The organism is Sphingosinicella sp. SM1-17 (assembly GCF_056821765.1).
On sequence record NZ_JBPDIO010000001.1, the window covers coordinates 1620480 to 1633690 of the forward strand.

14 protein-coding genes are annotated in these 13211 nt (G+C 66.2%); 11 read left to right on the top strand and 3 right to left on the bottom strand.

The features are described from left to right. Positions 1–44: 44 nt before the first annotated feature. Entirely contained in the window at positions 45–173 is a 129-nt protein-coding gene (locus ACRYLT_RS08110) for a hypothetical protein (RefSeq protein ID WP_482663578.1), read from the bottom strand. Here ACRYLT_RS08110 and creD point away from each other — a divergent pair. Both creD and ACRYLT_RS08120 read left to right on the top strand, forming a co-directional pair. Then, positions 172–1581: a cell envelope integrity protein CreD gene (creD, locus tag ACRYLT_RS08115; protein ID WP_482663579.1), complete on the top strand. Its 1410-nt coding sequence runs from the start codon at positions 172–174 to the stop codon at positions 1579–1581. The genes ACRYLT_RS08110 and creD overlap by 2 nt on opposite strands. Before the next feature lie 53 nt (positions 1582–1634). After that, positions 1635–2882 carry a threonine synthase gene (locus ACRYLT_RS08120; protein ID WP_482663580.1) on the top strand — a complete coding sequence of 416 codons (1248 nt, stop codon included), beginning with the start codon at positions 1635–1637 and terminating at the stop codon, positions 2880–2882. Positions 2883–2895: 13 nt separating this feature from the next. On the opposite strand, the gene ACRYLT_RS08125 is transcribed toward ACRYLT_RS08120, so the two are convergent. Further along, on the bottom strand, positions 2896–4503 hold the full coding sequence (locus ACRYLT_RS08125; protein WP_482663581.1) for a hypothetical protein: 1608 nt from the start codon (positions 4501–4503) through the stop codon (positions 2896–2898). 50 nt (positions 4504–4553) lie between these two features. On the opposite strand from ACRYLT_RS08125, the gene ACRYLT_RS08130 reads away from it, so the two are divergent. Both ACRYLT_RS08130 and ACRYLT_RS08135 read left to right on the top strand, forming a co-directional pair. Then, the gene (locus ACRYLT_RS08130) at positions 4554–5567 is read left to right on the top strand and encodes a D-alanine--D-alanine ligase family protein (protein ID WP_482663582.1); all 1014 of its coding nucleotides are present in this window, start codon (positions 4554–4556) and stop codon (positions 5565–5567) included. Then, positions 5557–6387, top strand: coding sequence for an NTP transferase domain-containing protein (locus ACRYLT_RS08135; protein ID WP_482663583.1), 831 nt, complete (start codon positions 5557–5559; stop codon positions 6385–6387). Before ACRYLT_RS08130 ends, ACRYLT_RS08135 begins: the two co-directional genes overlap by 11 nt. A 29-nt stretch (positions 6388–6416) precedes the next feature. Here the strand turns inward: ACRYLT_RS08135 and ACRYLT_RS08140 are convergent, their stop codons facing one another. Then, positions 6417–7784 (bottom strand): MmgE/PrpD family protein, encoded by a 1368-nt coding sequence (locus tag ACRYLT_RS08140; RefSeq protein WP_482663584.1) that lies wholly within the window; start codon positions 7782–7784, stop codon positions 6417–6419. Between the two features lie 102 nt (positions 7785–7886). On the opposite strand from ACRYLT_RS08140, the gene ACRYLT_RS08145 reads away from it, so the two are divergent. The 7 genes from ACRYLT_RS08145 to sucD all read left to right on the top strand — a co-directional run bounded on the left by ACRYLT_RS08145 (position 7887) and on the right by sucD (position 13163). Further along, a complete protein-coding gene (locus ACRYLT_RS08145) occupies positions 7887–8672 on the top strand; it encodes a succinate dehydrogenase iron-sulfur subunit (RefSeq protein ID WP_482663585.1) in 786 nt (261 codons plus the stop codon). A gap of 16 nt (positions 8673–8688) precedes the next feature. Further along, a complete protein-coding gene (locus tag ACRYLT_RS08150; RefSeq protein ID WP_482663586.1) occupies positions 8689–8814 on the top strand; it encodes a hypothetical protein in 126 nt (41 codons plus the stop codon). Positions 8815–8889: 75 nt separating this feature from the next. Next, the gene (locus ACRYLT_RS08155; protein ID WP_482663587.1) at positions 8890–9339 is read left to right on the top strand and encodes a PaaI family thioesterase; all 450 of its coding nucleotides are present in this window, start codon (positions 8890–8892) and stop codon (positions 9337–9339) included. Continuing rightward, entirely contained in the window at positions 9336–10448 is a 1113-nt protein-coding gene (gene zapE, locus ACRYLT_RS08160; protein ID WP_482663588.1) for a cell division protein ZapE, read from the top strand. Before ACRYLT_RS08155 ends, zapE begins: the two co-directional genes overlap by 4 nt. Before the next feature lie 64 nt (positions 10449–10512). Next, positions 10513–10950, top strand: a complete 438-nt coding sequence (locus ACRYLT_RS08165) for a hypothetical protein (RefSeq protein ID WP_482663589.1) — start codon at positions 10513–10515, stop codon at positions 10948–10950. A 150-nt stretch (positions 10951–11100) separates the two neighbouring features. Further along, positions 11101–12063, top strand: a complete 963-nt coding sequence (gene mdh / locus ACRYLT_RS08170; RefSeq protein ID WP_482663590.1) for a malate dehydrogenase — start codon at positions 11101–11103, stop codon at positions 12061–12063. A 215-nt stretch (positions 12064–12278) separates the two neighbouring features. After that, positions 12279–13163, top strand: coding sequence for a succinate--CoA ligase subunit alpha (gene sucD / locus ACRYLT_RS08175; protein ID WP_482663591.1), 885 nt, complete (start codon positions 12279–12281; stop codon positions 13161–13163). Positions 13164–13211 lie beyond the last annotated feature (48 nt).

Consider the following 13211-nt stretch of genomic DNA (forward strand, 5'->3'; position numbering starts at 1 on the left):
CCTCCGCCACCAAGGGTCGGGCTGCCAGCCATTTCAGCAAATGCTCAGAACTTGCTCATGCGGTTCACCGGCTTCGCCGCAATGACGATCAGCCTTATCGCACGGCCTTTGAAGTTGACGATGAACCGTGCAATTCCTAGGACGAACTGAGCAAAAGAGGAGCTGCCGAGCATGAACGTCCTTTCCGCCGAACGCTCTCCAGCCTTCAAACTCGGCCTCGCCCTGTTCATCGGCTTCCTCCTTTCCTTTCCGCTCTTCAGCGTCTGGCTGCTGGTCTACGATCACAAGCAGCAATCCGAATTCGCTCAGGCGTCGATCGCCGAAGGGTGGGGCGGCCCCCAGACCCTGTCCGGGCCGTTGCTCGTCATCCCCTACCGCTCCACCGTCACCGAGACGGTGACGGAGGGCACCCAGCAGGTCACCCGGTCGCGCGAAGTTCAGCGCGAGCTGACCTTGTCGCCCGAGCGGGTCGACCTCACCACCGACCTGAACCCGGACGCCCGCAAGCGTTCGATCTACGAAGTCGTGGTCTACGAGGCGGCGGTGAGCGGCCGGGCCCGCTTCGCCATTCCGCAGGACCTTGCCCGCTTCGGCGTCGCGATCGAGGACATGGACCTCAGCCGGGCGGAACTGCGCTTCGGGCTTTCCGACCCGCGCGGCCTCGGCCCCAATCCGCGGGTGATGCTTGGCGACCAGCCGCTCGGGCTTCAGCCGGGCGGCGGGAACGGGGCCGGCTTCTTCGCCTGGGTGGACGCGGGGGCACTGGCCGCGGGACCGATGATCGTCGACTTTTCCTTCGCCTTTCGCGGCAACCGCTCGCTGGCTCTGGCGCCGCAGGCCGGCGACACGCGCTGGCGGCTTCGCTCCCCCTGGCCGCATCCCTCCTTCCAGGGCAGCTTTCTTCCCGCCAGCCGGGAGCTTGGCAGCCAGGGCTTCGACGCCGTCTACCGGGTCGGCAATCTCGCGCTTGGCCAGTCGCTGGTTTCGACCGGCGCCGCCGACGCGCCCGGACGTGCCCCGCCGCCGCCCCCCATGGTCGCCGACTATGGAGCCGACCGGCCGGAGGCGGCGCCGGGGCAGCATCTCGCCCAGGTGAGCCTGGTCCAGCCCGTCGACCTTTATTCGCGAGTCAACCGCGCCGCCAAATATGGCTTCCTGTTCATCGGCTTCACCTTTCTCGCCTTCCTTCTGTTCGACATTATCGGCGGGGTTCGCGTTTCCGGGGTCGAATATCTGCTGGTCGGCGCCGGGCTGGTGCTGTTCTTCGTGCTTCTGCTGGCCTTTGCCGAAGTGATCGGCTTCACCCCCGCTTACCTGCTCGCCTCGGCGGCGATCACCGGGCTCAACACGGCCTATTCGGCGGCGGTGCTGAGGAGCTGGAAGCGGGCGGCCTATATCGGCCTCCTGCTCGCTTCGCTCTACGGCGTTCTCTACGTCCTGCTCAGCCTCGAAGCCTATTCGCTGCTGATCGGTTCGCTGATGCTGTTCGTCGCGCTCGCCGGGGTCATGTACCTCACCCGCAACATCAACTGGGGCGGGCGCAGCGACGGGGATCGGGCGCCGCAGCCGGCGGACGCTTGAGCCGGCGGCACTCTCTGCCTACTGCTCCCCGCGCCTGAGCCGGGAGCCGCCGAATGAGTGCCGTCTGGAATTCGAACATCGTCGAAGAGCGCGAAAGCTTCGTCACTCATCTCGAATGCTCGATGACCGGCGAGCGTTACGAGGCCGACCAGGTGCACGGCCTTTCCCGCGCCGGACGCCCGCTGCTCGTCCGCTACGACCTGGACGGAGTCGCCCGGAACCTGACCCGCGAAAGGCTTTCGGCGCGGCCGGCGGACATGTGGCGCTGGCGCGAGCTTCTGCCGGTTCGACGGGTCGAGAATGTCGTCAGCCTCGGCGAGGCGGCGACTCCGATCATCGCCTTGCCGAAGACCGCGGCCCGGCGCGGCGCGACCCGGCTGCTGGTCAAGGATGAAGGGCGGCTTCCGACCGGCTCCTTCAAGGCCCGGGGGCTCGCCATGGCGGTGTCGATGGCGAAGGCGCTGGGGATCGCGAAGATCGCCATGCCGACCAACGGCAATGCCGGCGCCGCGCTCGCCGCTTATGGCAGCCGGGCGGGGATCGAGACGATCGTGCTCTGCCCGGACGACACGCCCGAGATCAACGTCCGGGAAATCGCCGCCCAGGGGGCGCGGGTCTATCGGGTGAACGGACTGATCGACGATTGCGGCAAGATCGTCGCCGAGGGGGCGGCGCAGGGACTCTGGTTCGACCTGTCGACGCTCAAGGAGCCGTACCGGATCGAGGGCAAGAAGACGATGGGACTGGAGCTTGCCGAGCAGTTCGGCTGGGCGCTTCCGGACGTGATCTTCTATCCGACCGGCGGCGGCACCGGGCTGATCGGCATGTGGAAGGCGTTCGACGAGCTCGAGCGGATCGGCCTGGTCGGACCGAAGCGGCCGCGGATGGTGGCGGTGCAGGCGGAAGGCTGCGCGCCCATGGTCAAGGCCTTCGAGGAAGGGGAGGAGCATGCGCCGCGCTGGGAAGATGCCCATACCGTGGCGGCGGGCATTCGCGTTCCACGGGCCGTCGGCGACTTCCTGATCCTTCGCGCCGTCCGCGAGAGCGGCGGTTTCGCAATGGCCGTTTCCGACGAGGCGCTGATGGCGGCGGTGGATGAAGCGGTCCGGGAGGACGGACTTCTGCTCTGCCCGGAAGGCGGCGCGACTTTGGCGGCATGGCAGCGGGCGCTCGATCAGGGGCTGGTCGGCAAGGACGAGACGGTCCTGCTCTTCAACTGCGCGACCGGCCTCAAATATCCGATGGCGGACCGGTCACGGCGGCTCGACCGTCACTCGGCGATCGACCTCGCCTCGCTCTAGCTTCGGTGCGAACCTAGCCGAGCAGCGGGACGACCCGTCGGATCTTGGCGCAGATCCAATCGATATCGACCCGGAACCGCTCCAGCAGCGCCTTTTCGTCGAGGCCGGCGACGGCGCTGACCTGAGGCGCGGAAAGCGACAGGCGAAGCGTCGGGGCCCAGTTCCCGTCCGCGCCGCGAAGACAGCGGACGGGCTGCCCGACATGGCACGATTCCGCGGCGATCATCTTGTCGCGCGGATCGGTGAAACGATCCGACATGTCGCTGTAGAGCATGGTGTAGACGGCCTTGGCTTCGTCGATGCTCAATTCCTTGCCTGTGTTCGGGTGCGTCGCGGTCAGCCGGAAGGTGAAGAGCATCGTCCGGTCGAGCGGATGAAGCCGCTCGTCTGCCGAACCGGACTCGGGCAGCCACTGCAGCGGCGCGTCGGCGGGAAGGTTGCGCACCGCCTCGCCGAAGGCGGCAATGGCCCTGTTCACCGTCTCCTCAGGATAAGCGAGCAATCGGGACAGTTCGAAGAGGCCGCATTCCAGCCGAAGAAGAAGTCCGAAATTGGTGACGGGGGGCAGAACCTCGTCCATCGCGCGCCAGGACGATGGCATCTCGCCCCGGGCGAAGAAGTGACCCAGCCCTTCGGGCGCGGCCGGACCGTTCCGCATCCGGACGGCGATCGGGCCCGGAACGAGCGCGAAGGCGCTGAACGGCGGCCCGCCGATGAACTTGGAGCCGGTGACGAAGACGATCGCGCCGAGAGCAAGATAGTTCCGGACCATGCGCGGCGAGATCCGCCCCTGACAGGCGTCGACGATGATGTCGATCCTGTCGCCGAAGCGGGCGGCGAGCCGCTCGAGCGCTTCGGGGGACGGGGCGATCAAGCCGGTCTTGGAGCGATGGACCGCATGAAGCAGCGGCCGTTCCCCGGCGGCGATCGACCGTTCCAGGGTTTCGGCCAGCGCCGCCTCGCGCTCGCCCGGCTCGCGCAGGCTTCCGTCCGGATTGCGGATGGTGACCGCTTCGGTGGCGATCGCGCCGGGCGAGAAGCCGGGCACCGGATCGCCGGTGGTCACTTCATGGCCAAGCGCGGTCTGCGGTGCGAAGTAGCGCCCCTGCTGGGCATTGAGGCAACCGCTTCCGACCTCGTCCACCTCGACGATGATGTTGCGAACCTTGCGGCCGTCCCGCAGGGCCGTCGCCAGGACGAGATATTCGAGATCGGTGCCCGAAGGGCCGAAGGCGATGTCGATCTCCCCGTCGAGACCGTAAAGCGTGCGCAGCCGTTGCCGCGCTTCTTCCATCGCTTCGGCATAGACGAGAGGCACGGGCTGTTCGAGCGCGCGTTGCTGAAGCCGGAAATGGAAGGCGCGTGCCTGGGCGAAGGCGCCCGCCGAAACGGTGCTCGCCGTCGACGAGGCATAGCTGATCGCCGGCATCGGCTTGGGGGCGCAGCCATAAGTGTTGAGTCCGCTCTGCTCGTCGAGCGTGATCCGAGCGTCTCCGCCGAGCGCCATCAGTTCCGCGGTGGGCAGTTGAAGGCCGCCGTCGGCGACGACCTTCGCCCCCGAACCGGCCATGTTGCCTTTGAGGGCGTGCGCCAATATGGCGCTCTCCGCAGCGGTGCTCATGCGCGACCCTCTAGCACCGAACGACCTGTATTCAACGAACTGGAACGTGCATGCCTGAGCTGAAGCCGCTCCGAATACCCCAGGCGGTCAAGGACGAACTGCGGGTGATGTTCATCGCCAAGCATGCGCGTGGAGCGGGCGAGGTTCACCAGGTCGACGGCAATCACGCCGTCTACCATCACGAGATCGCGACGGTGATGGCCGGTCTCTTCCGGAACCTGACCATTGCCAACCGCTTCGAGGAGCTGTTCGAGCGACCCCAGGTCGACTTCATCTTCTCGCTTCTCAATCGCGGCGGCTTCCTCAATTCGGAGATGCTGGCGCCGCTGCTGGCGACCCGGCACGGAATTCCCTTTCTCGGCGCCTCGCCGATCCTTCGCGGTCTCGGCGACGACAAGCATCTGATGAAGATGGCGGCCCGTCACCGCGGCGTTCCGACCGCGGACTGGGCGATCTTCCGCCGCGGCGCCCCGGTCGAGCCGATTTCCGGCTGGAGCGCCGATCGCTATGTGGTCAAGCCCAACGCTTCCTCGGCCAGCTGGGGCGTTGCCGCCGCGTCGAGCTGGGACGAGCTTCGGGACGAGATCGCCCGGATCCACGAGGAAGGCCATGATGCGATCGTCGAGCCGTTCCTCGCCGGGATCGACGTCGAAATCCCGGTGATCGGAATGGCAGGGCCGACGATCCTGCCGATCATGACGTTCGAGCATGATCCCAACGTGCTTCGCACCTATGAGGAGAAGCGCGGCTTCGAAGCGTCGCGCGCCCAGCTCGTGCCGCTGGAGGAGGGCCCGCTCGCCGACGAGCTGCGAAGCCATACCGAAAGGCTGATCCCCGAATTGTGGCCGTTCGATTATGGCCGCTTCGAGTTCCGGGTGAATCGCCAGACCGGAGAGGTGAAGTTCCTCGAGGTCAATCTCCAGGCCAATATCTGGTCCAAGCGCGTGATCGGCCAGTCCGCCGCGCTTGCCGGACTCAGTCATCCGGAGCTGATCGAGACGGTGGTCTGTCACAGCCTCGTCCGGCACGGACTCGTTCGATCCGAGGACGTGCGTGCCGGCTGAGGCCGACCTCCCGTTCACCGCCATCGTCCTGGCGGCGCAGCGCGCCGGACGGATCGATCCGCTGGCGGCACGGGCCGGGGTCACCCACAAATGCCTGGTGCCGATCCTCGGCCGGCCGCTGATCCAATATGTGCTGGAGGGGCTCGCGCCGGTACGCGGGCTCCAGCGCATCCGGATCTGTGTCGAGCCCGAGGTCCTGGAGGCCGTCCGGGCCGTTCCCGGCACTCGCGGCGAGTTCGGAGTCCCGGTCGACTTCGTTGCCTCCGCGCCGACCCTGACGGAAAGCGCCTATGCCTCGGCGGAGGGCGTCAGCGGCGCCATCCTGTTCACGACCGCCGACAATGTGAACCTGACCCCGGCCGCCGTGGCTCGGGTGATGGCACCGATCGCGGCCGGCGCGGACGGCGTTCTCGCCCTTGCCAGCCGCGAGGCGGTGCTCACGGCGCGCGAGGAGCCGCCCTCGGCCGACAACCGGCGAGTCGGGCCTTACCGATTCGCCGACGGGCGTTTCTCCAACTGCAACCTTTACGCGATGGTCGGGCCCGAGGTCCTGCAGATGGCGGAGGCGTTCCGGCAGGGCGGCCAGTTCTCCAAGAAGATGCGCCGGCTCATCGGCTTTGTCGGCCTGTTCAACGTCCTGCTCTACAGCCTGCGCGTGCTCACCCTCGATCAGGCGATGCGTCGGCTTTCCAAGCGACTCGGCCGGAAAGTGGTGGCGGTCGTTCTGGAAGACGGCACCCAGGCGGTCGACGTCGACAATCCCCGTTCCTACACGGCCGCCGAGACGATCCTGAAGAAGCGGCCGGTCCAGCCGGCCTGAAGCGGCAGGCGGCGAGGCTTGCCTCCCGGTCAGCAATCTCTGAAGCGGAGTTCGCGCATCAGCGGAGCCACGGATTCGAGCGAGGGCAGCGCCTGGAGTGCTTCCCGGACCTTTGCCGCCCGTCCGGCCGAATGCGTTTCCGAAAGGCAGCCGTCGAACTTGGCCCAGACCTGTTCGGCGCTGAACGGCCGGACGGAGCTCCCGACGGCGTTCGAGACGGACGCGGCCAGGGAGCGGCCGTCGGCGAGGACGATCTCGACATCGGTCCGGACTCCGCCTTCGGCCTCGTCGATCGGCACTCGGCGGATCCGCGGATAGAGCGCGCGCAGGTCCGGTCGCCGGACCATCGTTTCCGAAAAGTGGGAAAGCCGGCAGTCGCCGTCGACGAGAAGAACCGCCAGGGCGAATTCCAGCGAGAATTTCGCCTGGAGCGGAGTCGAAGGGTCCGAATACATCAGATTGTTGAGATGGGGGCGGGGCGCTCGAACGATGACGGCCTCGACCTGGCCGGCAACGAAGCCGTCGGACCGTTTGAGTTCGAGAAGAGCGTCCATCGCGCGATGGGCGCTTGCGCAATTGGGGAATCGCTTCACCTTGAGCCCGGGCTCGAGCAGAAGCAGTGGCTGCCCGATCCGGTCGGTTTCGAACTTCAGCTCGGGAAAGCCCTGGACGTCGGGACCGACCATCAGCCGGGCCATTCCGGTGGGGCCGTCGAGCGCTTCAAGTCCGGCATCGATCCCCTGGGCGGTCAATGCGGCGGCCAGAACCCCGGACTGGGCGGCGAGTCCGGCATGCATCGGCTTGGTCATGGTACCGAATTGCGACATGAAGCCTCCCGCCATGCTGGTCGCAATCGACAAAGCGTGGGCCGCCGCTTGTTCGTCGAGCCGGAGAAGCCGGGCGCAGGCCGCAGCCGCGCCGATCGCTCCCACCGTCGCGGTCGAGTGCCAGCCGCGATTGCGGTGGACGGGGTTAAGCCCCTGGCCGACCCGGCCGAGTATCTGCAGTCCGGCGACATAGGCGTCCAGGCAATCGCTTCCGGAGGTGCCCGAAGGCTCGCCAAGCGCCAGGATCGCCGGGACCAGCACCGCGCTGGCATGGGCCTTTCCGGGGTCGAAATTGTCGTCGAAGTCGAGCGCGTGGGCCGAAGTTCCATTCACCAGGGCGGCCAGAGGCGGGGAAAGGGCGGCTCCCATGCCGACCACCGAGGAATCGCCGCCGCCCCAATCCTTGGCCGACGCAAAGACTCGGACCGGCGCCGCTTCGGCCGAGCCGCGGACCATCACTCCGAACAGGTCGATGAAGGCGCGATACGCCGCCTCGACCGCCTCGTCGGGCCAGTCGGAAGGCGTTTCGGCGAGCCATCGGCCATAAGCGAGGATCGGGTTGGCGCTCATCCGCCGCTGCATAGCGAGGCCGCTCCCGCCGGGGCAGAGCATTTCGCTCTTCCGGAGCAGGCCTCGACCATGTATCCCGCCCTCCAGGCAGAGAGGTAAGGCATGGCCGAATTCACGCTTCCGAAGAACAGCAAGATCACTGGCGAGGGCCGCACCCATCCGGCGCCCGAAGGCGCGAAGCGCGTGAAGCGGTTCAAGATCTACCGCTACGATCCGGACAGCGGCGAGAATCCCCGCTACGACACGTTCGCGATCGATCTCGACGATTGCGGCCCGATGGTCCTCGACGCCCTGATCAAGATCAAGGGCGAGCAGGATCCGACCCTCACCTTCCGCCGCTCCTGCCGCGAGGGGATTTGCGGCTCCTGCTCGATGAACATGGGCGGCCGCAACGGCCTCGCCTGCACCACCGCGATCGAGGATCTGAAGGGCGACATCCGGATCACGCCTTTGCCGCACATGGACGTGATCAAGGACCTCGTCCCCGACTTCACCCATTTCTATGCGCAATATGCCTCGATCGAGCCGTGGCTGAAGACCAAGACTCCGGATCCGTCGGGCAAGGAAAGGCTCCAGTCGCCGGAAGACCGGGCGAAGCTCGACGGCCTTTACGAGTGCATCCTTTGCGCCTGCTGCTCGACTTCCTGCCCCAGCTACTGGTGGAATTCGGATCGATTCCTCGGGCCGGCCATCCTTCTCCAGGCCTATCGCTGGCTCGCCGACAGCCGCGACGAGTATAAGGGCGAGCGGCTCGACGAGCTTGAGGATCCGTTCCGGCTCTACCGCTGCCATACGATCATGAACTGCGCGAACGTCTGCCCCAAGGGGCTCAATCCGGCCAAGGCGATCGCGGAAACCAAGAAGATGCTTCTCGAGCGCGCCGTCTGACGGCTGTGGAGCCCTTATGATCCGGACCTTCTGCACTGTCTTGATCGTCGCCGCCGGCCTTTCGCTGGCGGCCTGCAACACCGTTCGCGGGCTTGGGCAGGACCTTCAGTCCGTCGCCGACGAAGTCGATTCCGAGACCTGAACCTCGCCGCCTCGGGCTTGATCCCTGCTCTGGAAGCGCCTTGAAAGGGCGGGGCTTTCCCGCCACTGCACCGGCATGGATCTGCCCCCTCATGTCGGACATGCGCCTGACCCGGACCATCCGGGCTGGTGGACCTGGGAACTGCCGAACAACGGCTACCATTCGACGATCGGCAAGCTGCTCGTTCGCTCGGACGGGCCGGGAAAAGCGACGTGCCGGATGTTCCCGGAAGAGCATCATGGCAATCTCGGCAACATGGTCCATGGCGGCGCCATCCTGACCTTCATCGACATGGCCTTCTTCGCCGGGGGCAAGCTCGCGGGCGGAGACGTCCTGCCTTCGGTGACTCTCGATTGCGCCGCTCAGTTCATCCGTGCGGGGCGGATCGGCGTGCCGATGGATGCCGAGGTCGAGCTTCTGCGCGAAACGCCTCGGCTGGCTTTCCTTCGCGGTCGGATCATCCAGGAAAACGAAACCGTCGCCGCCTTTTCCGGAACCCTGCGAAAGATCGCCCGGAGCCGATGACCGCGGTCGCGGAGCGCTATCGTGAACTGGTGGGGGCGGGCGAGCTTCGGCCGGACCCGGACCAGGAGCGAGCGGCCATGGCGCTCGACGCGCTGGCCGCCAAGCTGGAGGCGCAGCCGCGGCGGGGAAGCCTGATCTGGCGCCTTACCGGCCGCTCGGAACGCCCGCCCGCCGGGATCTACATGTGGGGCGGCGTCGGGCGCGGCAAATCCATGCTGATGGACCTGGCTTTCGACTGCATCGCCTTTTCACCCAAAAGGCGGGTCCATTTCCACGAATTCATGCTGGAGGTGCACGAGCGGCTGCGCGTCGAGCGGTCGAAGGAGGCGGGCGATCCGATTCCGCCGGTGGCGCAGGCGATCGCGGCCGAGGCGAAGCTGCTCGCCTTCGACGAGATGGTGATCAACAACAGCGCCGACGCGATGATCCTTTCGCGGCTCTTCTCGCAGCTGCTCGCATCGGGAGTGACGGTGATCACCACGTCGAACCGGCCGCCTCGCGACCTTTATCTCGGCGGCCTCAACCGCGAGCTGTTCCTGCCTTTCATCGACCTGGTCGAGCGCGAACTGGAGGTGCTGGCCCTGAACGGACCGGTGGATTACCGGCTCGAGCGGCTCGGCGGAATGCCGACCTGGTACGTCCCGAACGGGCCGGACTCCTCGCAGGCGCTGTCCGAGGCCTTTTTCCGACTTACCGACTATCCCGTCGAGGATCGCGCCCGGGTGCCGAGCGAGACTCTCCAGGTGCCCGGCGGACGGACGGTTCACGTTCCCAAGAGCCTGAAGGGCGTCGCCGTCTTCTCGTTCAAGAGGCTCTGCGGAGAAGCTCGAGGAGCCGCCGACTATCTCGCCATCGCCCGCCATTTCCACACGGTGATCATCGTCGGAATTCCGAAGCTCGGTCCGGAGAACCGGAACGAGGCGGCGCGCTTCGTCACCTTGATCGACGCGCTTTACGAGCACAAGGTCAAGCTGCTGGCGGCGGCCGACGCGGCGCCCGAGCGGCTCTACACTTCCGGCGATGGCGCCTTCGAGTTCGAGCGCACGGCGTCGCGACTCATCGAAATGCAGTCCCGGGATTATCTTGCCGCCGGGCATGGGCAACCCTGATGTTCATCTCCGGTAAAGCTTCGGTGTGAGCAGATGGCTCATTGATCATTGCAGGAGATTTGCGATGATTTCGACGCTGTTCCTCGCTGCTATTGCCGCCAACTCTCCTGTTCAGGCACGAATTACTGACATTGATCTTGAAAGACCGGTCGGTCTTGCCGGCAACTGGTACAACAGGGTCCATGTGGAACTCGAAAGCGCCGACGAGCGTCAGATCCGTCTCTGTCCCACCGACATTTCCGTCCTAACCGAGCGGCGCGTCGGAGAGGGATTCGTGCCGGTGGACCGCTACCGCGCTCACGCCATGAGGCTGGAAGCCGAGAGTTATACCGCCTCGTGCCAGAATGTTTCCCTTGAGCGCGGACAGCCGCAGACCGTCACCTTCTTTGTGGGTGGGGTGCCGGGCGGACGTCACCGCGGCGAGGACCGTTACACGCTGGAGCTGGACTCCGACGTCTCCGGCTTCCGTCTCGTGAATGAGGTGTCGACTCTGGCGCCCTGAGTCTGGACCGACTCGGCTTCGCACCGCGTACCCGCCGAAAACCGAATGCTCATGGTTGCTCCCCGCGGCGCAGCGGTCTAAGCGGCGCCCACGTCCCGGCTGCGTCCTGCAGCCCCCTCGCTTTTGGAACTGGAAAGGGTGGAGGGCCCCATGGCTCGCAACAAGATCGCGCTTATCGGTGCCGGCAATATCGGCGGAACGCTTGCTCATCTCGCTGCGGCGAAGGAACTGGGCGACATCGTCCTGTTCGACGTCGTCGAAGGCGTGCCGGAGGGCAAGGCCCTCGATCTCGCCCAGTGCGGCCCGGTCGAAGGGTTCGACGCCAGGCTCAAGGGCACCCAGGATTATGCCGACATTGCCGGCGCCGACGTCATCATCGTCACGGCCGGAGTCGCTCGCAAGCCCGGAATGAGCCGCGACGACCTGCTCGGAATCAACCTCAAGGTGATGAAGGCGGTCGGCGAGGGAATCAAGGCGAACGCTCCCGACGCCTTCGTCATCTGCATCACCAACCCGCTCGACGCGATGGTCTGGGCGCTTCGCGAATTTTCCGGCCTTCCGCACCACATGGTGGTGGGCATGGCGGGCGTCCTCGACAGTGCCCGGTTCCGCCATTTCCTCGCCGAGGAGTTCAAGGTCTCGGTCCAGGACGTGACCGCCTTCGTGCTCGGCGGCCATGGCGACACGATGGTGCCCGTGGTCGAATATTCGACCGTCGCCGGAATCCCGATCCCCGACCTGATCAAGATGGGCTGGTCGACCCAAGAGCGGATCGACTCGATCGTCCAGCGCACCCGCCAGGGCGGCGGCGAGATCGTCGCGCTTCTCAAGACCGGCTCGGCCTATTACGCGCCGGCCACCAGCGGGATCGAGATGGCCGAAGCCTATCTCAAGGACAAGAAGCGGCTTCTGCCCTGCGCCGTGCACCTTACGGGGCAATATGGAGTCGACAATCTCTATGTCGGCGTTCCCTGCATCATCGGTGCGGGCGGAGTCGAACGGATCGTCGAGATCGAGCTGAACGAGCAGGCCAAGGCCAATTTCCAGGTCTCGGTCGACGCGGTCAAGGAACTGCTCGAAGCCTGCAAGGGGATCGACAGCTCGCTCGCCTGATGCCCGAATCCGACCCCTTCTTGCCCGCTGCTCGCTCGCCCGTCGGACCGTCGGCGGAGGGCGGGCTGCCAACCGCCCGTCAGCAGCGGCGGGAGCCGCCTTGCCGCAGCGGCGTTGGACCAGGGACTACCCGCATTCTGACCGGAAACCCGCCTGGCGAGCGTTCCGGCCATGGCCGTCCTGTCGCGGCCGACCAAGCCATCGGAGGTTTTTGAGTGTCGATCCTCGTCAATGCGAATACCCGAGTCATCACCCAGGGAATGACGGGTGAAACCGGGACCTTTCATACCGAGCAGGCCATTGCCTATGGCACCAAGATGGTCGGCGGAGTGACGCCCGGAAAAGGGGGGCGCACCCATCTCGGCCTGCCGGTGTTCGACACCGTCGCCGAAGCCTGCCGCGAGACCGGGGCCGATGCCAGCGTGATCTACGTTCCGCCGCCCTTCGCCGCGGACTCGATCCTTGAGGCGGTGGAAGCCGAAATTCCGCTGATCGTCTGCATCACCGAAGGCATTCCCGTGCTCGACATGGTCCGGGTGAAGCGGGCGCTCGACGGTTCCAGGTCGCGGCTGATCGGCCCCAACTGCCCGGGCGTGCTCACTCCGGGCGAGTGCAAGATCGGAATCATGCCGGGCAACATCTTCCGCAAGGGCAGCGTCGGGATCGTCAGCCGCTCCGGCACCCTGACCTACGAGGCGGTGTTCCAGACCAGCAACGAGGGCCTGGGCCAGACCACCGCCGTCGGGATCGGCGGCGATCCGGTGAAGGGCACCGAATTCATCGACGTCCTCGAAATGTTCCTCGCCGACGACGAAACCCAGTCGATCATCATGATCGGCGAGATTGGCGGCACCGCCGAGGAGGAAGCCGCCCAGTTCCTGGCCGACGAGCGCCGCAAGGGCCGGTCCAAGCCGACGGTCGGCTTCATCGCCGGCCGAACCGCGCCGCCGGGACGCCGAATGGGTCATGCCGGCGCGATCGTTTCCGGCGGCCAGGGCGGCGCCGAAAGCAAGATCGAAGCGATGGAGGCGGCTGGAATTCGCGTCAGCCCGAGCCCATCTGAGCTTGGCAGGACGCTGGCCGAACTTTTGAAAGGCTGACGGATAAGCTAGAGGCGCGGCGCGTTGCCTGTCTGGCAAGTGGAAGGC